Origin of the sequence: Caballeronia sp. EK, from assembly GCF_014384845.1 — a bacterium.
GTDB classification, from domain to species: Bacteria; Pseudomonadota; Gammaproteobacteria; order Burkholderiales; family Burkholderiaceae; genus Caballeronia; species Caballeronia jiangsuensis.
Window position 1 is genome coordinate 41914 of the sequence record NZ_JACSUE010000019.1, and the last position, 17335, is coordinate 59248.

Consider the following 17335-nt stretch of genomic DNA (forward strand, 5'->3'; position numbering starts at 1 on the left):
CACGGCTGCGATTTTGCTGTCGGCGGCGTCTGCATTCGATGTCGGCATCGTCCTACGCGGAAGGCGCGACGATGGGCGCATCGACACTGCGCTCACGCGGCATCGACACGCTGATCGACGTGCCATGCGGCGACGCGCGCTCGATCTCGAAGCGCCCGCCGCGCGCCGAGACGCGCTGGCGCATGCCGACGAGCCCATGCGTCTGCGTGCGCTTGAGATCCTGCGGCCGGATGCCGATGCCGTCATCGATGATCGAGAGCGACACGTTCTCTTCATCGACGTCGAGCGTCACGCGGATGCGGCTCGCGTGCGCGTACTTCGCCGCGTTGGTCAGCGTTTCCTGGGCGACGCGAAAGAGCGCGATTTCGATCGCCTCGCCGAGCTTCACGTCGTCGCCCGGCAGATCGAACTCGACGCTCCAGCCGTTGCGTTGCGCGGCTTCGTCGGCAAGCGAGCGCAGCGCGGTCACAAGGCCGAAGCTGGCGAGCACGGTCGGCCGCATGTCCTCGATGATGCGTCGCTTCAATGCGATGCCCTGATCCAGATTGCCGAGTGCGCGCGCGAGTTTCTCGGCCATCGCGGGTTCCGTGTTCTTGAGCTTGCCGCGCACCCACGCGACATCCATCTTGCTCGCGGTGAGGATCGAGCCGAGTTCGTCGTGCAGTTCGCGCGCAAGCTCCGTCTTTTCGTTTTCGCTGACCGATTGCAAGTGCCAGGCGAGCGCTTCGAGTTGACGCGTGCGCGCGAACACGAGCTGATCGAGCTCTTCCTGCTGCGTGATAAGCGCTTTCTGCACGCGCGCCTGCTTGTCGAGCTGGATGCCCAGATTGCGAAAGAGCAGGATGAACAACACGATATTGAGCGCGCAAAGTGCGCCGACACAAAGCGTCGAGATGCGCTGATCGGCGCGGCTCGCATCGAGCGCGTGCTGCGCGCGTTGTTCCTCGTTCAGACGCAGAAGCGATAGCGCCGCGTCGAGCGTCGCGCTCGTGTCGGGCGGCGGCGCCAGCGTGCGATTGCGTGCGGCGGCGTCGGCCGGCGGGTCGGCGAAGCGCACCGTGCCTTGCGCGATTTCATCGTCGGCGGCGGCGCGGATCTGCGCGAAGCTCGCGAGCGCGGTGTCGTCGCCGATGCGTCGGTAGTACGCATCGAGCCATGCCAGCGTGCGCCGCACGCGCGCCGCCGTCTCCCTGAAGTGCGCCGGAAACGCATCGTCCGCTTTCAGCGCGAAGCCGCGCTCGTCGGCGGTGAGCGTGGCGATATCGGCGGCGAGCATCGAAAGCTGCGCGGTCGCGCCCTTCGCTTCGAGCGCGGTTTCGTATTCGGACGCGATGCGCATGCGTCCCGATTCCAGAATGATCAGTCCACCCACCGTGATGACGATCGCGACCGTCATCGCGACCGCCCAGCTATAGCGGCGCATCCAGTCGTTCAAACGCGCCGCGCGGCGCGCGATGCCGGCCGGCGCGGGCGGCGTGGACGCTTTCGGCATGGCGGGCTCGTCGGCTGCGAAGAGGGGCGGGTCGTCGGGCAGGATCGCGGCTCGCGGTAGGTGGCTCATGGTGTCGGTGGTGCGGCGTTTCACTTAAGGCAGCCGATTTGAAAGCGGGTGTCGGTGGATTCCCACAGCAAAAAAGGAGCCTGCCCGAATGCGCCGCGCGGCGGGCATCGCTAGCATGGTTCCGTCATTCATTCTTTACGGGGAACGATCATGCTGAAGTGGGCCTTGTTTTTCGCGATCGTGGCCGTGATCGCCGGCGTGCTGGGCTTTACGGGCGTGGCTGCGGGCGCCGCGGCAATCGCCAAGTTCCTGTTCGTGCTCTTCCTGATCCTCTGCGTCGTGTTCCTGGTGCTGGGCTTCGTCGTCACAAAAAAAGCCATCGATTAGCGGCGCTTGCGTCCGCTCGCCAGAACGTTCTCAACTACTTAGGAAGGAGCTCACATGCTTCACTACGCTGCCGTCTTCTTCGTCATCGCCATCATTGCCGCCGTGTTCGGCTTCACGGGCATCGCGGCCGGCGCGGCGGAAATCGCGAAGATTCTTTTCTTCATTTTTCTCGTCGTGTTCGTGGTCACCTTGCTGCTTGGCGTGTTCCGCACATGACGCCCGCATCAGGGCGAAAGCCATGAGCCATCAAGCCGCGCGCGGGACTTACGACCGTCGCGCGGCTTTTTCGAGGGGCAGGCATGGTGCATGCATCGGAGCCTCTGATTGGATAGCAGGGTTCTATGCACGCGGCATTTGCGAGAACCTGCTCCAGCGAACAGTCATCTCATCCCGTACAGAGGAGCGAACCAAATGTCCAAATCGTCTGCTGTAAAAGCCGAGTCGAACCAGTCCTCGGGCGCTTTTGTCCTCGATGTCGAAAAAATTCGCGCCGATGCGCGTCAGCACATGGACGAAGGCGCGGTGACGGAGGGCTACGGCGCCGACCGCGAGACGGTGCTGAAGCTGCTCAACGATTCGCTCGCCACCGAAATCGTCTGCACGCTGCGCTACAAGCGTCATTACTTCATGGCGAAGGGCATTCACTCGGAAGCCGTCGCGCAGGAGTTCCTGGAGCACGCGAACGAGGAACAGGAGCACGCCGACACGCTCGCCGAACGCATCGTGCAACTGGGCGGCGCACCGAATTTCGCGCCCGATGGCCTGTCGTCGCGCTCGCATTCCGAGTACAACGAAGGCAAGGATCTGATCGACATGATCCGCGAGAATCTGATTGCCGAGCGCATCGCGATCGATACGTACCGCGAGATCATCCGCTATCTCGGCGACAAGGACGTCACGACGCGCCGCATCTTCGAGGACATTCTGGCCGTCGAGGAAGAGCACGCCGACGACATGGCGGATCTGCTGGAAGGCCGTAACGGCTAAGGGCGACGCGGCCGGATACGCTGCGGGCGTATCCGGCCGCATGCATGAAATGACCGATCAACTACTACAAGAGCGTCCGGCAGCGCGGACGACGCGAATGATTCGAGTCTTGATAGCCGACGACCACGCGATCGTGCGCAGCGGATTCAGGCAGTTTGTCGTGGACGAGCCCGACATGGAAGTCGCGGGCGAGGCCGCAACCGGCGACGAAGCCATCGCGCTCGTGCGCGCGCAGGCGTTCGACGTCGTGCTGCTCGACATCGCGATGCCGGACAAAAACGGCGTCGACACCTTGCGCGTGATCAAGCAGATCCGCCCGGAGCAGGGCGTGCTGATGCTTTCGGGCTTTCCGGAGAGCCAGTACGCGATCAACCTGCTGAAGGCGGGCGCGAACGGCTATCTGAACAAGGATGCCGCGCCCGACGAGATCGTGCGCGCGATCCGTACTGTGGCGCGCGGACATCGCTATCTGTCCGAGTTCATCGCGGATGCGCTTGCCGACAAGCTCGACAAGCCCGCCGCCGAACGGCCGCACGAACTGCTGTCGGAGCGCGAGTTCCAGATTTTCTGCAAGCTCGCGGGCGGACGGATTCCGACGGAAATCGCGCAGGAACTGCATCTTTCGGTGAAGACGGTGAGCACGTATCGCGCGCGCGTGCTCGAAAAAATGCGGCTTTCCAATAACGCCGATCTCACGTATTACGCGATCAAGAATGGCCTGATCGAATAGCGGCGCATGGTTTGAAATCCGCGAGCACTGCCGGAGGGCGCCCGACGTGGGCAATCACATCACCACTGACGACCGAAGCGGGCAGCCGGGCGCGCGGCGCACGCCGCTCGCGGTGCTGTTGATCGAGGACTCGCCGCTGATCCGCCGCAGCCTGACCGAGGCGATCGATGCGCTCGGACCGTGGCGCGTGAGCGCGTTCGCCGATGCGCCGGACGACGCGATCGCGCTGCTGTCGGCGCAGGCGTTCGACGCGGTGATCGTCGATCTGCAACTGAAACGCGGCTCGGGCATCGACGTGCTCGCGTGGCTCGAGGAATGCGGCGCGGCGCGCTCGCCGGGCGCGTTCATCGCGGTGCTCACGAATCACGCGCTGCCGACGTATCGCGAGCGCTGCCTGCAATACGGCGTGCGCCACTTCTTCGACAAGTCGCTCGAATTCGATCGCGTGCTCGACGCGTTGTGCGACTACGCACGCGAGCGCACCTGAATCCGCTATCGCTTATCGCGCCCGCGCCAGTGGCTGAAGCCCGCGAGACCCGTCGCCGCGAGACCGGCGAGACAGACGCCCGTCCAGCCCATCGCCTGCCACGCGAGCGACGCGACCGCTGATCCCAGCGCCCCGCCGATGAAATAAGCGACCATGTAGACCGTGTTCACGCGGCTGCGCGCCTCGGGCTTGAGCGCGTAGATGCGCGACTGGTTCGAAATCTGCGCGGCCTGCACGCCGACATCGAGCACGATCACGCCGACGACGAGCCCCGCGATGCTCTTCGCCGAAAACGCGAACACCACGAACGACAGCGCCACGAGCCCGATGCACAGCGAGATGACGGCGCGCGGGCCGCGCTTGTCGGCGGATTTTCCGGCGAGCGGTGCGGCGAGCGCGCCTGCCGCGCCGACGATGCCGAAAAGCCCCGCCGCCTGCGGACCCATATGAAACGGCTCGCCCGCGAGCAGCAGCGTGAGCACCGACCAGAAGATGCTGAACGCGGCGAAGAGCGCGCCGCCGGTGAACGACGCCTCGCGTAGCGCGCGGTTTTCGGCCGCGAGATGCCACATCGAGCCGAGCAGTTTGCCGTAGGTGAGCGTCGAGGTCGGACGGCTCTTCGGCAACCGCGCGATCACGACGACCGCCAGCGCGATCGTCGCGAGCACGGAGGCGCCGAACACGGCCCGCCAGCCGAAGTACTGCGCGACGAAGCCCGACACCGTGCGCGCGAGCAGGATGCCGAGCAAGAGCCCGCTCATCACCGTGCCGACGGCGTGGCCGCGTTCGGCGGCGGGCGCGAGCTCGGCGGCGAAGGGCACGGCTTGCTGCGCGATCGTCGATACGATGCCGATCGCGAGACTCGCCGCGATCAGAACGGCGAGCGTCGGCGCGCTCGCCGCGGCCACGAGCGATACGCCGAGCGCCGCGAGTTGCAGCAGGATCAAAAGACGCCGGTCGAAGCGGTCGCCGAGCGGCGCGAGCACGAGCATGCCGAGCGCGTAGCCGAGCTGCGTCGAGGCGGGCACCGCGCCGATCAAATGGGCGTCGCCGGGAAAGCTCGCGCGGAAATCGCCGAGCAGCGGCTGATTGAAATAGATGTTTGCGACCGAGACGCCCGCGATGGTCGCGAGCAGCCACAGCGTGGCGCGCGAATAGTGCGGATGGCGCGCCGGAGGATTCGATTGCGGCGAATTGGGCATGAACCGAAGCCGATGAAGATCAGCCGCTGATCATACTGAAGACGCGCGCGCGCCGCAGCGCGCCGTCAGAAAGGCTGCGGGCCGCCGCCCTGATCGACGCTCATGCAATGCGTGACGAGGCCGAGATCGGCGCGCCACAGATGCAGACCGAACGCGGGCGGCTCCATGACGAACGCCTCGGGGCCGTCGGGCTTCAGTTGCAGCGCCACCTGATGCGCGGTCGACGGCGCGCACCAGATGAACGTGCCGCCGAACCGTGCGCCGATGGCCCGATGCACATGACCGCACACGATGCGCTCGACGTTCGGATGGCGGCGCACGAGCGCATCAAGCGCGCGGCTGTCGTCCGGTGCGAGGCGGATTTCGTCCATGAAGCCGATGCCGCATGCGATCGGCGGGTGATGCATGCCGATGACGACGGGCTGATCGCGGCAGGCGTCGAGCTGCGCTTCGAGCCAGGCGAGGCGCGCGGCGCACAGACGTCCGCCGCCTGAACCGGGATCAAGTGTGTCGAGCGCGAGCACGCGGACATTGCCGACATCGAATGCGTACTGCACGAAGCCGTCGTGGCCCGCGAGTTCGGGGCGATCGCCGAATACCGTGCGCAGATTCGCGCGGTCGTCGTGATTGCCGACGATCACATGCCACGGCATCGCGAGCGTATCGAGGAGCGTGCGCAGATGCCGGTATTCGTCGATGCCGCCCGCATCGACGAGATCGCCTGTGACGAGCACGGCGTCGGGACGGGGATCGAGCGCGTTGAGCAGGCCGATCGCGCGGGCGAGGAAAGCGGCGGTATCGACGCGGCCGTAGGCGAGCGTGCCTTGCGCCGTGATGTGCAGATCGCTGATCTGGGCGAGCAGCATGCGCGTGGATCTCCTCGTCGCGGGCGGGTTAGAGGCTCAATCGTCGGATGCGGCGACGGGCGGCTTCGGCGCGAGTTTCGCGGGAACGAGCCACTGGAAGCCGGTCATCGACGTTTCGCTGAACGTGCATTCGGCCGCCGCGGGCACCTGTGCCGCCTTGGTGGCCGGCGGCTTCGGCGGATTCTGGATCGTGCCGTGCACGACCACCCGCGAGCCATGATAACTCGCGCCGGAGCCGGTGATTTTCAGCGGCGCGCTCGCGGCGTCGGGGTAATCCGCGCGAACCTTGTCCTTGCAGGCTTCGACGTTCTTGTAATAGGACGTGCAGCCGGCGAGAAAAGCGAGCGGAATCGTGAGCAAAACGAGCGGCAGATGGCGGGTGCGATGGTTCATCGATGAATTCTGTCGGTGCCCGATGCCGCGAAGGGCTCGGAGCGGAAAGAGGATGGGGCGAAACTTTATATCATGCGCGCCCCGCGAGGGTTTGGCCGGGCGCTTGTTTTCTCGCGCGATGCGGTAGCACAATCGGCTCTGTCATTCGACCGCGCGTTGCGCACCGATGGAGACCACCGCCATGCAGAAGGACATCGAAGTAGGCGATTACCTGCTCGCCATGCAGGCCGTATCCAGGCCGATCGAAGCCGACGGCGACGAGGAGGCGGCTCCGTCCGAGGGTTACGCGATTCGCGTGCGCGTGACGCGGCTCGACCGCAAACCTGTGCACGGATCGACACTTGCCGACGACTCGGGCGAAATGACGGGCGATCACGGTCCTTTCGAGACCGTCGCCGAGGCGATCGCGCACGGCGAGGCGTGGGGACGGCATTACGTCGCGCGCGTCCTGGGGCACGCGGTGTAGCGGCGAGGGCCACGAAGGAAGGGGAAGCGTTCCCCGCGTCAGGCGGGTGCAGCGCGACGGCGGGCATCGCTAGACTCTGGTTCATCGACCGGACCATCGCCGAGGTTGCCATGACGCCCGTTGCGCTCTACATCACCCCGAACTACATCGCGTCGGTGCGCGGCGGCAAGACGCGCGACTGCTTCGGCGGAACGGTGCGGTTCATCGGCGTGGATGCGTTGCCGTTCGATATCGAACACGTGTGCCTGCTTGATCGCGATACGGCGATCGAGGCCTTGTTTGATGCGGTGAGGGACGCGGAGCGGTTGTTGAATGCGGTGTGAGGGGGCGTTCAAGATTTCGGAAGGCGGGTCGTTATTACGGTGACCCAATCCTTTACCGAAAACCTGATCCACGAATGGCACTGAAATCCCTTGCAAGCGCAGTCGCGTTGTCCTTGTTTCTCTCCGGATGCCTGACGACAGTACCGGATATCCCATCTTCCAGCGCGGGCAGCGTCCAGACGAGGCAGCGAATCGTCGATGGCATCCAGTCCCCGACGATCGACAGTAACGGTGTTCTCCTCACGCCGTGGGTTCGCAGCGCGATGATGTCCGCATTCGCGATGCGCGCCGCTCATCTCGGACTTCGAATCGATCCGAACGGAGTGCCGGTCAGGATCCGCATCACCAGCGTTCGATCGAAGTCCGACGCGGCGCGTATCGCCTTCAATTTCCTCGATGGTGCGGAGTGGGTGTCGGGAACGGTGACCGTGGGTGACGCCAGCTTCGACGTTCAGGAGGACACGTGGCTGCACTGGATGCCGACGGGCTATCGCAGCATCCAGGAAGTCGCGGATGCGGTCGGGAGGCAGGTGGCCAACGGCGTGGCGCTGGTTGGCGGGATGCCGCTGAACGATTGAGGGGAGTGCGAATCGCGTGCCTGGTGCCGGGGACCGGACTCGAACCGGCAAGCCGTTAGGCGGCGGATTTTAAGTCCGCTATGTTTACCAATTTCATCACCCCGGCAGGGCGGACGCGATTCTACCATTGCCCGACACCGCGCCAAAGCCGCGCCGGCCGCCACCATGCACGCCGTTCGACAAGTTTTCGACGCTCCCGCATAATCGGCGGCACCGTTTTCGGCGCGAGGACACACGATGGGCACGACCCGGCTCGAAGCATTCAGCGATGGCGTGATCGCCATCGCCGTGTCGTTCTGGCAGCCGTGGATCGCCGCGACGATCTACGCGCTCGTCGCGGCCGTATGGCTCGTGCCCGATCGACGCATCGAGCGCATCCTCGCGAACGAGGAAACGTGATGCGCATCGGGCTCATCTCCGATACCCACAACCTCGTGCGCCCCGAGGCGCTCGACGCATTGCGCGGCTGCGCGCACATCATTCATGCAGGCGATATCTGCAAGCGCGACGTGCTCGATGCGCTCGCATCGCTCGCGCCGCTCACCGTCGTACGCGGCAATAACGATGTCGGCGATGACGTCGCGCGATTGCCCGAGCACGCGCGCATCGAGCTTGGCGGCGCGACGATCCACGTCGTCCACGATATCGCCGATGTCCCAGAGCAACTCGACGGCATCGACGTCGTCGTGACCGGTCATTCGCACAAGCCGCTCATCGAGCGTCGCAACGGCGTGCTCTTCGTGAATCCCGGCAGCGCGGGGCCGCGTCGTTTCAAACTGCCGATCACGCTCGCGTTGCTCGATATCGACGATGGAAAACTGGAAGCGCACATCGTCGCGCTCGTGACATAAAAAAAGGCCGGCGCTCACGCACCGGCCTTGCGCCTTCAAAAAGCCCGGCGCTTTACGCGCGCACCGTGCCTTCCGGGAACGTATCGTCCATTTCGGCGGCTTCGCGATGGCCACGCAGGATCGCGTGCGCTTCCGACTTCGACGCCACGGCAGGCGGCGAACCCTTCAGCGGCTTCTTCGCCGTTTCGTGCAGCGCGAGCACCGACACGATACCGATCAGCGACGCGCCCATCAGATAGTACGCGGGCATCATCAGGTTGCCGGTCTTGTCGACGAGCCATGCCGTGACGAGCGGCGTCGTGCCGCCGAACAGCGACACCGACACGTTGAAGCCGATCGCGAGCGCGCCGTAGCGGATCTTCGTCGGGAAGAGAGCCGGCAGCGACGACGGCATCACGCCCGTGAACGTCGACAGCAGCGCGCCGAGAATCATCATGCCCGCGAAGATCGACGGAACCGTGCCCATGCGGATCAGCGAAAGCGCCGGAATCGACAGCACCAGGAGGCCGATACAACCTGCGAGCATCACCGGCTTGCGGCCGATCGTGTCCGACAGGCGGCCGGCGAAGAGCGTCAGCGGCATCATCAGCACCATCACGACGAGCACGATGAAGAGGCCGTGCGTCTCGTTGAACTTGAGCGTCGCCGACAGATAGCTCGGCAGATACGAAAGCGCCATGTAGTCGGTCACGTTGAAGATCAGCACGAGGCCCACGCATTGCAAAAGCGGCTTCCATTGCTGGATCAGCGTTTCGCGGAACTGCTCCTTGGTCGTTTCGTGCGACACCGCTTCCGCCTTCTCGGCTTCGCGCTGGAACGCCGGCGTTTCCTCGAGCTTCATCCGGATATACAGGCCGATCAGGCCGAGCGGACCCGCGATCATGAACGGAATGCGCCAGCCCCACGAGAGCAGTTCGCGCTCTGACATCACCGCGGTCAGCACCGCGACGACGCCCGCGCCGAGCACATAGCCGACGAGCGTGCCGAACTCCAGAAAGCTCGACATGAAGCCGCGCTTCTTGTCCGGCGAGAATTCGGCGATAAACGTAGCCGCGCCGCCGTATTCGCCGCCCGTCGAGAAGCCCTGCACGAGACGCGCGACGAGCAGCAGCACCGGCGCCATCACGCCGATCGACTCGTAGCTCGGAATGATGCCGATACAGAACGTGCCGACGGCCATCATGATCATCGTCATCGCGAGCACGCGCTTGCGGCCGATGCGGTCGCCGAGCGGGCCGAACACCATGCCGCCGATCGGGCGCACGAGGAACGCTGCCGCGAACGTGCCGAAGGTCGCGAGCAACTGCGCCGCCGGGCTGCTCGACGGGAAGAACACCTTGCCGAGCGTCACGGCGATGTAGCTGTACACGCCGAAGTCGAACCACTCCATCGCATTACCGATGGCCATCGCGCCGACCGCGCGCTTGAGCAGGGATTGATCGACGATGGTGATGTCGTCGAGGGTGAGATCGGACTTCCGACTCGATGAATCGTGTTTGCGCCAAAGGCCCTCTTGAAGAGAAGACATAGTTCGAAAAACTCCGTATTCGATCCCGAGAACTCGCGCGGAGCTTCGGGCGCGCCGTCGAAAGGACAGCGCGTATTGCCGGGACAGTGCAGTTTCGCGACGGCGCCGCTTTGCATCGCGGGAAACAGACGCCAATGGCTCCGCGCAGCATCGTGTTCGAAGCAGATGCTGAAGAAACGAATAGCAAACGCGGTGCCGGTGCTTCGCGGTGGGTCGCGAAATTGCACTCGGATGAAACAAACGAATTTGACGAGCGGACGGCGAACCCGGTGTTGAACCTGAGTTGCCGCGGGTGGAGCCGCGACGTCGGCGAAAAAACAACCTGAGACGAAAAAGGCCGGCGTGAGTCTGGCAGAACCAGCTAAAAAACCGACGCGCCTCTTTGTATAAAAACTGTCACTACCGCGATGCGTCCGAAAAGCGATGCGCCGGACTCATGCGCGTGAATGATGGTGAATTACTGTTGATAACGAACAGATGATAACACGATGACAGACGATGTGCAAACCGGGCTATCGGCGCACGCATCGGAGGCTGGCTCAATCCCTTGCCTGGTCTAGGATTGCGCCGAATCCCATGCGATTCGTCTGATGGTCCATTCGGAACATTTTGCACACTCGCGGGCAACAAAAAACCGGCCGCATGGGCCGGTTCTTGCAGTGCGATCGAGCCGCGATTTCAGCTTTGCGGCGGGACGTAGCCTGTAGCCGTATCGGCGCCTTCGCCGAAGAAATATTTCTCGGTCTGCTTGATGAGGTACTGGCGCGCGCGCGGATCGGCCATGTTCAGTCGATTCTCGTTGATGAGCATCGTCTGCTGCTTGAGCCAGCCTTGCCAGGCTTCCTTCGAGATCGTTTCGTAGATGCGCTTGCCGAGCTCGCCCGGCAGCGGCGGAAAGTCCAGTCCTTCGGCTTCCTTGCCGAGCTTCGCGCATTGAACCATTCGAGCCATTGTGAGTTTCTCCTCTGTATCGGGGGCGAAGCGCGGTTCGCGCTTCTCAAATCGTGTTCAAAGGTGTTTCATCAGGACGAGCGACTTGCGCTGCCAGTTGTAAAGGCGCCGGCGGTCTTCGGGAAGATCGTCCACGGTCACCTTCACGAAGCCGCGCTTCAGGAACCAGTGCTCGGTGCGCGTCGTCAGCACGAAGATACGCGTGAGGCCGCGCGCCCGCGCCCGCTGCTCGATGCGCTTGAGCAGGCGTTCGCCGTCGCCCGAACCTTGCGCTTCCGGCGCGACGGTCAGGCACGCCATCTCGCCGATGCGTTCCTGCGTGTACGGATAAAGCGCCGCGCAGCCGAACAGCACGCCATCGTGCTCGATGACGGAGAAGTGGTCGATATCGCGTTCGATCTGGTGACGTCCGCGCCGCACGAGCGTGCCGTCGCTTTCGAGCGGCTCGATCAGCGTGAGAATGCCGCCGACGTCATCCGGCGTCGCCTCGCGCAGGCTTTCGAGGTTCTCGTACGAGATCATCGTGCCGACGCCATCGTGCAGGAACAGTTCGAGCAGCACGCTGCCGTCGAGCGAATACGGAATGATGTGGCCGCGCGCGACGCCGCCGCGGCACGCGCGCACCGTATGCTTCAGATAAAACGCGGTGTCGCCCTGCAGCTCGCCGCTTTCCTGCAGGCGATAGGCATCGTCGAGCGACAGTTCGCGGATGAGTTCGTTTTCCGAATCGACGAGGCCCGGAATTTCGGTCACGAAGATGATCTTGTCGGCGCGCAGCGCGATGGCGGCGGCGGACGCGACATCTTCCATCGACAGATTGAACGCCTCGCCGGTCGGCGAGAAGCCGAGCGACGACAGCAGCACCAGCTTGTTCGATGCGAGCGACTGGCGGATGGAATCGCCGTCGATCTTGCGCACGACGCCCGTATGCTGGAAATCGACGCCATCCAGAATGCCGACCGGCCGCGCCGTCACGAAGTTGCCCGACACGACGCTGATGTGCGCGTGCGCCATCGGCGTGTTCGGCAAGCCCTGGCTGATCGCGGCCTCGATATCGAGACGCACTTCGCCGGCGGCTTCCTTCGCGGATTCGAGCGCGCGGGCATCGGTGATACGCAGGCCGTGCGAAAACGACGATTCCACCCCGTGAAGGCTCAATTGCTCGTCGAGCTGCGGGCGCGAGCCGTGCACCAGCACGACGTGGATGCCCATCGCGTGCAGCAGGCCGACGTCCTGCACGAGCGCGTTCAGGCGTCCTTCCTGCACCAGCTCGCCGCCGAACGCCACGACGAAGGTCTTGTTCCGGAACGCGTGAATATACGGCGCGACGGAGCGCATCCAGTCGACGAACTGGGCGTGGAGATCGGGCGCTTCGGGCTCGGCTGCCGGCTGCGACGCGGTCATCGTGAGGTCGGTTTGGGAATTCATCCCGGGATTATAATGCGACGCTATGCCGAATGTTTCTCGTCCATCACGTCCCGATCAGGCGGGCAAGTCTCAGTCCGCCGATAAATCCCTCGATCCTCAGGAGCAGTTGCGACAACTGCGTGAAAATCTGCTGCGCGAAGCGTGGGAGGGCGGGGGCGCGTCCGGCGATTCCGGCGAAGCGGGGTTGAGCAAGAAGGAACTCGCCGCGCGGCGGTTCGCGGCGGGCGCGCCTGCTGCGTCGGCGTCGCCGCAGCAGAAAAGCGTCGCGCACGGCAAGGCCGTGGAAATGACGCGCGGGCAGAGTGGCACTTCGGCGACGAAACGTCCGCCGCCGCCTCGACAGCCGCAGCCTGCGGAGCCGATCCGCGATCGGACGAAGCAGAAGCCCGCGCTTGCCGCGAAAACGGATCGCGCTCCGGTGCGCGAGCCGCTCGCCGCATCCGATAAGGCCGCGCCCGCGAAGCGCGATGACACTCGCCACGCGCAAGACGCGCGTCCGCCGCGCGAGGGGCATCGAGCCGAGCGACCGGACGGCGGCGCGCCGACCAAGCCAGCCGACACGCGCAAGCACGACGCCCAACGCGCCGAGCATCGAAACGAACGGCCCGCGCCCGTCGCGCGCCGCGAGCCTGTCGCCCCCGGACGAGCCGCCGAACGCCCGCCCGCACCGCGCGAGCCTCGCGAACCGCGTCCACCACGCATCGTCACACCGAACGCGATTCCGCCGATCGTCTTCCCCGAAGCGCTGCCGGTCTCCGGCCGGCGCGAGGAAATCGCACGCGCGATCGCGGCGAATCAGGTCGTGATCGTCAGCGGCGAGACCGGCTCGGGCAAGACCACGCAGCTTCCGAAAATCTGCCTCGCACTCGGGCGCGGTCTCGGCGCGGGCGGCAGCGGTCTCATCGGTCACACGCAGCCGCGCCGGATCGCCGCTTCGGCCACGGGACGGCGCATCGCGGAGGAACTCGGCACGCCTTTCGGCGAAGTCGTCGGCTACAAGGTGCGCTTCACGGACAATCTCGCGCCGGGCGCGTCCGTCAAGCTGATGACCGACGGCATCCTGCTCGCCGAAACGCAGACCGATCCGCTGCTCAACGCGTATGACACGATCATCATCGACGAGGCGCACGAACGCAGCCTCAACATCGACTTTCTGCTCGGCTATCTGAAGGAAATCCTTCCGAAGCGTCCCGATCTGAAGCTGATCGTCACGTCGGCGACCATCGACGCCGAGCGTTTCGCGCGCCATTTCGGCAGCGACGAAAAGCCCGCGCCGGTGATCGAGGTGAGCGGGCGGCTGTATCCGGTGGAAGTGCGCTATCGGCCGATCGAAGAGGAAAGCGAGGCGATCAAGAACGCGCAAGGCACGCTGCCCCGGCGCAACGATCGCAAGACCGACCGCGATCTGATGGAAGCCATCGTCGATGCCGTCGACGAACTGTGCCGCGTCGGCCCCGGCGACGTGCTCGTGTTCCTGCCCGGCGAGCGCGAAATCCGCGACGCCGCCGAGGCGCTTCGCAAACACCATCCACCGCACACGGAAATCCTGCCGCTCTTCGCGCGCCTCTCCGCGCAGGAGCAGGAGCGCGTGTTCAGGCCGTCGAATGCACGGCGCATCGTGCTCGCGACCAACGTCGCGGAAACGTCGCTGACGGTGCCGGGCATTCGCTACGTCGTCGATACCGGCATGGCGCGCGTGAAGCGCTATTCGTATCGCAACAAGGTCGAGCAGCTGCAGATCGAGCCGGTGTCGCAGGCGGCGGCGAATCAGCGCGCGGGCCGCTGCGGGCGCGTCGCGGACGGCGTGTGCGTGCGGCTCTACGACGAAGCGGATTTTCAGACGCGGCCGCGCTTCACCGATCCGGAAATCCTGCGCTCGTCGCTGGCCGCCGTGATTCTGCGGATGAAGTCGCTGCATCTGACGGCGATCGAAACCTTTCCGTTCATCGAGCCGCCGCCGGGCCGCGCGATCGCGGACGGCTATCAGTTGCTGAACGAACTCGGTGCCGTCGATGACGACAACGCGCTCACGCCGCTCGGCCGCGAACTCGCGCGCCTGCCGCTCGATCCGCGCGTCGGACGGATGATCCTCGCCGCGCGCGATCATCATGCGCTCGCGGAAGTGCTGATCATCGCGTCGGCATTGTCGGTGCAGGATCCGCGCGACCGGCCGATCGAGGCGCAGGAGCAGGCGGACCAGGCGCACCGGCAGTTCGTCGACGAGCGCTCCGAGTTCCTGCAATGGACGCGCATCTGGAAGTGGTTCGAGGAAGCCGTCGCGCACAAGAAGTCGAACAAGCAGCTCGCCGATGCGTGCCGCGCGAATTTTCTGTCGCACCTGCGGCTGCGCGAATGGCGCGACGTGCATTCGCAATTGCTGACGGTCGTGCGCGAGCACGGCTGGCGTCTGAACGAATCGGAAGCGACGTTCGAACAGGTGCATCTGTCGCTCCTGACCGGTCTTCTCGGCAACGTCGGATTGAAAGCCGACGACGAGCCGCATTATCTCGGCGCGCGCGGCATCAAGTTCCATTTGTGGCCGGGCTCGGCGCTCCTGAAGAAAGCGGGGCGCTGGGTGATGGCGGGCGAGCTCATCGAAACGAGTCGGCTGTATGCGCGCACGATCGCGAAGATCGAGCCGGAATGGCTGGAAACCGTCGGCGCGCATTTGCTGAAAACGTCGCTTTCCGATGCGCATTGGGAAAAGAAGGCCGCGCAGGTCGTCGCCTACGAGCGCGCGACGCTTTACGGGCTGACCGTCTACGCACGCCGCCGCGTGAGTTTCGGCAAGCAGGACCCGAAATACGCGCGTGAGCTGTTCATCCGCGGCGCGCTCGTCGAAGGCGAATTCGATACGCGCCTGCCGTTCTTCGCGCACAACCGCAAGCTGGTCGCCGACATCGAGCAACTGGAGCACAAGTCGCGTCGCCAGGACGTGCTCGTCGACGATGAACTCATCTACGGCTTCTACGATTCGCTGATTCCCGAAGGCATGTGGACGGGCGCGGCGTTCGAGCGCTGGTATCGCGACGAGCAGAAGAAAGAGGGCAACGAAAAGCTGCTTTTCCTCTCGCGCGACGACCTGATGCGCCACGAAGCCGCCGGCGTCACGACCGACCTGTTCCCGAAGCGCATGACGATGTCGGGCATCGAGATGTCACTTACGTATCACTTCGAGCCGGGCTCGCCGCGCGACGGCGTCACGCTCGCGGTGCCGCTGTACGGGCTGAATCAGGTCGATGCGCGCCGCGTCGAATGGCTCGTCCCAGGCATGGTTAAGGAGAAGGCGCAACTGCTGCTGAAATCGCTACCGCAGAAATTGCGCCGTCACGTCGTGCCGTTGCCGGAGTACGCGGCGGGTTTCGCCGGGCGTCATGCGGGGCCGAAATTCGGCGCGGGCGCGCTCGTCGATTCGCTCATCGCGGATATTCGCGAGCAAACGCAATTCGCCGTGAAGAGCGCGGATTTCAAGCTCGAAACGCTGCCCGCGCATCTGTTCATGAACTTCAAGGTGATCGACGAGCACGGCCGCCAACTCGCGATGGGCCGCAATCTCGCGCAGTTGCGCACGGAGCTCGGCGCACAGGCGCAGCAGGTGTTCCAGAAGCTGACGTCGGCGGCGGCTTTCGACGCGCTCTCGGGCGAATCGGAATCCGCGCCGCAAACGCAACCGGCTGGGGTCGGCACCGCGCTTTACGAGAATCTGACCACCTGGAATTTCGGCAAGCTGCCCGAATTGCTGGAAATCCGCCGTCGCGGGCAGACGCTCTTCGGTTATCCGGCGCTCGTCGATCGCGGCACGCATTGCGACGTCGAAGTGTTCGATTCGCCCGAGGAAGCGGCGCGCATCCATCGCGCGGGATTGCGGCGGCTCTTCGCGCTGCAACTGCGCGAGCCGATTCGCTATCTGGAGAAAAACCTGCCGGGCCTGCGCGAAATGTCCATGCAGTACATGGCGCTCGGCACGTCGGATGAATTGCGCGACCAGATCGTCGAGACGGCGCTCGATCGCGCGTGCCTGCAAGACCCGCTGCCCGACGACGACGCCAGTTTCCACGCCCGCCGCGACGCCGCGAAAGGCCGTCTGACGCTGCTTGCGCAGGAAATCGCGCGGCTCGTCGGCGCGATTCTGGCCGAATATGCGGCGCTCGCGAAAAAGCTGGCGCAGGCAAAGACGTTCACATCGGCGTATGCGGACATGCAGGCGCAACTCGGCGCGCTTATCGGCAAGCGCTTCGTCATCGATACGCCGTATGCGCAGCTCGCGCACTTTCCCCGCTATCTGAAGGGGATCGGCATGCGCATCGACAAGCTCAAGGCCGATCCGGCCCGCGACGCGCGTCTTTTCAGCGATCTGCAACCGCTCGCGCAGCATTATCAGCGGGCGATTTCGCAGCGCGGCGGCGTCGCGGACGTGCGGCTTTCGGAGTACCGCTGGCTGCTGGAAGAACTGCGCGTGTCGCTGTTCGCGCAGGAATTACGCACGCCGATGCCTGTTTCGGTGAAACGGCTCCACAAGGTCTGGGAATCGATGCAGCGCTAGACCGTGACGGAAAACCTTGCAGCAACACGCCGTTTCTTGCGCAGGTGCAGCGTACTGCGCAAAAAGCCGCAGCCGGTCAACGCGCCGCGCGAGGCAAACGTTCTACAATGACGC

At 64.7% G+C, this 17335-nt stretch carries 19 protein-coding genes and 1 tRNA gene; 12 read left to right on the plus strand and 8 right to left on the minus strand.

Annotation, left to right across the window (positions count from 1 at the left end; all coding sequences use genetic code 11):
* Positions 1-52: 52 nt before the first annotated feature.
* A complete protein-coding gene (locus IAG25_RS35245) occupies positions 53-1492 on the minus strand; it encodes a sensor histidine kinase (RefSeq protein WP_255504180.1) in 1440 nt (479 codons plus the stop codon).
* A 219-nt stretch (positions 1493-1711) separates the two neighbouring features.
* Between IAG25_RS35245 and IAG25_RS35250 the strand changes: the two genes are divergently transcribed.
* The 5 genes from IAG25_RS35250 (at position 1712) to IAG25_RS35270 (ending at position 4092) form a co-directional block, all read left to right on the plus strand.
* Complete coding sequence (locus IAG25_RS35250; protein WP_008350561.1) at positions 1712-1888, plus strand: DUF1328 domain-containing protein; 177 nt, start codon at positions 1712-1714, stop codon at positions 1886-1888.
* A 54-nt stretch (positions 1889-1942) separates the two neighbouring features.
* Positions 1943-2104, plus strand: a complete 162-nt coding sequence (locus tag IAG25_RS35255; RefSeq protein ID WP_016344888.1) for a DUF1328 family protein — start codon at positions 1943-1945, stop codon at positions 2102-2104.
* Between the two features lie 195 nt (positions 2105-2299).
* Positions 2300-2875: a ferritin-like domain-containing protein gene (locus IAG25_RS35260; RefSeq protein WP_035506403.1), complete on the plus strand. Its 576-nt coding sequence runs from the start codon at positions 2300-2302 to the stop codon at positions 2873-2875.
* A gap of 97 nt (positions 2876-2972) precedes the next feature.
* Positions 2973-3605: a response regulator gene (locus IAG25_RS35265; RefSeq protein WP_187608981.1), complete on the plus strand. Its 633-nt coding sequence runs from the start codon at positions 2973-2975 to the stop codon at positions 3603-3605.
* Between the two features lie 46 nt (positions 3606-3651).
* Positions 3652-4092 carry a response regulator gene (locus IAG25_RS35270; protein WP_187608982.1) on the plus strand — a complete coding sequence of 147 codons (441 nt, stop codon included), beginning with the start codon at positions 3652-3654 and terminating at the stop codon, positions 4090-4092.
* 5 nt (positions 4093-4097) lie between these two features.
* Here the strand turns inward: IAG25_RS35270 and IAG25_RS35275 are convergent, their stop codons facing one another.
* The 3 genes from IAG25_RS35275 to IAG25_RS35285 form a co-directional block, all read right to left on the minus strand.
* Positions 4098-5294 (minus strand): MFS transporter, encoded by a 1197-nt coding sequence (locus IAG25_RS35275; RefSeq protein ID WP_187608983.1) that lies wholly within the window; start codon positions 5292-5294, stop codon positions 4098-4100.
* A gap of 65 nt (positions 5295-5359) precedes the next feature.
* Positions 5360-6160, minus strand: a complete 801-nt coding sequence (locus IAG25_RS35280; protein ID WP_187608984.1) for a phosphodiesterase — start codon at positions 6158-6160, stop codon at positions 5360-5362.
* Positions 6161-6196: 36 nt separating this feature from the next.
* Positions 6197-6553 (minus strand): hypothetical protein, encoded by a 357-nt coding sequence (locus IAG25_RS35285; RefSeq protein ID WP_187608985.1) that lies wholly within the window; start codon positions 6551-6553, stop codon positions 6197-6199.
* A gap of 181 nt (positions 6554-6734) precedes the next feature.
* Here IAG25_RS35285 and IAG25_RS35290 point away from each other — a divergent pair, with 181 nt between their 5' ends.
* The 3 genes from IAG25_RS35290 (at position 6735) to IAG25_RS35300 (ending at position 7920) form a co-directional block, all read left to right on the plus strand.
* Positions 6735-7019 carry a hypothetical protein gene (locus IAG25_RS35290; protein WP_035506565.1) on the plus strand — a complete coding sequence of 95 codons (285 nt, stop codon included), beginning with the start codon at positions 6735-6737 and terminating at the stop codon, positions 7017-7019.
* Between the two features lie 110 nt (positions 7020-7129).
* Positions 7130-7342, plus strand: coding sequence for a hypothetical protein (locus IAG25_RS35295; RefSeq protein ID WP_035506415.1), 213 nt, complete (start codon positions 7130-7132; stop codon positions 7340-7342).
* 74 nt (positions 7343-7416) lie between these two features.
* Positions 7417-7920, plus strand: coding sequence for a hypothetical protein (locus IAG25_RS35300; protein WP_035506417.1), 504 nt, complete (start codon positions 7417-7419; stop codon positions 7918-7920).
* A 21-nt stretch (positions 7921-7941) separates the two neighbouring features.
* On the opposite strand, the gene IAG25_RS35305 is transcribed toward IAG25_RS35300, so the two are convergent.
* Positions 7942-8026, minus strand: a tRNA-Leu gene (locus IAG25_RS35305).
* 131 nt (positions 8027-8157) lie between these two features.
* Here IAG25_RS35305 and IAG25_RS35310 point away from each other — a divergent pair.
* Both IAG25_RS35310 and IAG25_RS35315 read left to right on the plus strand, forming a co-directional pair.
* Positions 8158-8319, plus strand: coding sequence for a hypothetical protein (locus IAG25_RS35310; RefSeq protein ID WP_187608986.1), 162 nt, complete (start codon positions 8158-8160; stop codon positions 8317-8319).
* Positions 8319-8771, plus strand: a complete 453-nt coding sequence (locus IAG25_RS35315; protein WP_187608987.1) for a metallophosphoesterase family protein — start codon at positions 8319-8321, stop codon at positions 8769-8771. Before IAG25_RS35310 ends, IAG25_RS35315 begins: the two co-directional genes overlap by 1 nt.
* 52 nt (positions 8772-8823) lie before the next feature.
* On the opposite strand, the gene proP is transcribed toward IAG25_RS35315, so the two are convergent.
* Positions 8824-10299, minus strand: a complete 1476-nt coding sequence (gene proP / locus IAG25_RS35320) for a glycine betaine/L-proline transporter ProP (protein WP_187608988.1) — start codon at positions 10297-10299, stop codon at positions 8824-8826.
* A gap of 134 nt (positions 10300-10433) precedes the next feature.
* Here proP and IAG25_RS35325 point away from each other — a divergent pair, with 134 nt between their 5' ends.
* Positions 10434-10625, plus strand: coding sequence for a hypothetical protein (locus tag IAG25_RS35325; protein ID WP_187608989.1), 192 nt, complete (start codon positions 10434-10436; stop codon positions 10623-10625).
* Between the two features lie 352 nt (positions 10626-10977).
* Here the strand turns inward: IAG25_RS35325 and IAG25_RS35330 are convergent, their stop codons facing one another.
* Both IAG25_RS35330 and argA read right to left on the minus strand, forming a co-directional pair.
* Entirely contained in the window at positions 10978-11250 is a 273-nt protein-coding gene (locus tag IAG25_RS35330; protein WP_035506430.1) for an oxidative damage protection protein, read from the minus strand.
* Positions 11251-11307: 57 nt separating this feature from the next.
* Positions 11308-12678, minus strand: coding sequence for an amino-acid N-acetyltransferase (gene argA, locus IAG25_RS35335; RefSeq protein ID WP_187608990.1), 1371 nt, complete (start codon positions 12676-12678; stop codon positions 11308-11310).
* Positions 12679-12700: 22 nt separating this feature from the next.
* On the opposite strand from argA, the gene hrpA reads away from it, so the two are divergent.
* On the plus strand, positions 12701-17221 hold the full coding sequence (hrpA, locus tag IAG25_RS35340; RefSeq protein WP_255504184.1) for an ATP-dependent RNA helicase HrpA: 4521 nt from the start codon (positions 12701-12703) through the stop codon (positions 17219-17221).
* Positions 17222-17335 lie beyond the last annotated feature (114 nt).

Coding starts and splice junctions, on each gene's coding strand:
- IAG25_RS35245 (WP_255504180.1), bottom strand. CDS start 1,492: ATGCCGAAAGCGTCCACGCCGCCCGCGCCGGCCGGCATCGCGCGCCGC.
- IAG25_RS35250 (WP_008350561.1), top strand. CDS start 1,712: ATGCTGAAGTGGGCCTTGTTTTTCGCGATCGTGGCCGTGATCGCCGGC.
- IAG25_RS35255 (WP_016344888.1), top strand. CDS start 1,943: ATGCTTCACTACGCTGCCGTCTTCTTCGTCATCGCCATCATTGCCGCC.
- IAG25_RS35260 (WP_035506403.1), top strand. CDS start 2,300: ATGTCCAAATCGTCTGCTGTAAAAGCCGAGTCGAACCAGTCCTCGGGC.
- IAG25_RS35265 (WP_187608981.1), top strand. CDS start 2,973: ATGATTCGAGTCTTGATAGCCGACGACCACGCGATCGTGCGCAGCGGA.
- IAG25_RS35275 (WP_187608983.1), bottom strand. CDS start 5,294: ATGCCCAATTCGCCGCAATCGAATCCTCCGGCGCGCCATCCGCACTAT.
- IAG25_RS35280 (WP_187608984.1), bottom strand. CDS start 6,160: ATGCTGCTCGCCCAGATCAGCGATCTGCACATCACGGCGCAAGGCACG.
- IAG25_RS35285 (WP_187608985.1), bottom strand. CDS start 6,553: ATGAACCATCGCACCCGCCATCTGCCGCTCGTTTTGCTCACGATTCCG.
- IAG25_RS35290 (WP_035506565.1), top strand. CDS start 6,735: ATGCAGAAGGACATCGAAGTAGGCGATTACCTGCTCGCCATGCAGGCC.
- IAG25_RS35295 (WP_035506415.1), top strand. CDS start 7,130: ATGACGCCCGTTGCGCTCTACATCACCCCGAACTACATCGCGTCGGTG.
- IAG25_RS35300 (WP_035506417.1), top strand. CDS start 7,417: ATGGCACTGAAATCCCTTGCAAGCGCAGTCGCGTTGTCCTTGTTTCTC.
- IAG25_RS35310 (WP_187608986.1), top strand. CDS start 8,158: ATGGGCACGACCCGGCTCGAAGCATTCAGCGATGGCGTGATCGCCATC.
- IAG25_RS35315 (WP_187608987.1), top strand. CDS start 8,319: ATGCGCATCGGGCTCATCTCCGATACCCACAACCTCGTGCGCCCCGAG.
- proP (WP_187608988.1), bottom strand. CDS start 10,299: ATGTCTTCTCTTCAAGAGGGCCTTTGGCGCAAACACGATTCATCGAGT.
- IAG25_RS35325 (WP_187608989.1), top strand. CDS start 10,434: ATGGCTCCGCGCAGCATCGTGTTCGAAGCAGATGCTGAAGAAACGAAT.
- IAG25_RS35330 (WP_035506430.1), bottom strand. CDS start 11,250: ATGGCTCGAATGGTTCAATGCGCGAAGCTCGGCAAGGAAGCCGAAGGA.
- argA (WP_187608990.1), bottom strand. CDS start 12,678: ATGAATTCCCAAACCGACCTCACGATGACCGCGTCGCAGCCGGCAGCC.
- hrpA (WP_255504184.1), top strand. CDS start 12,701: ATGCCGAATGTTTCTCGTCCATCACGTCCCGATCAGGCGGGCAAGTCT.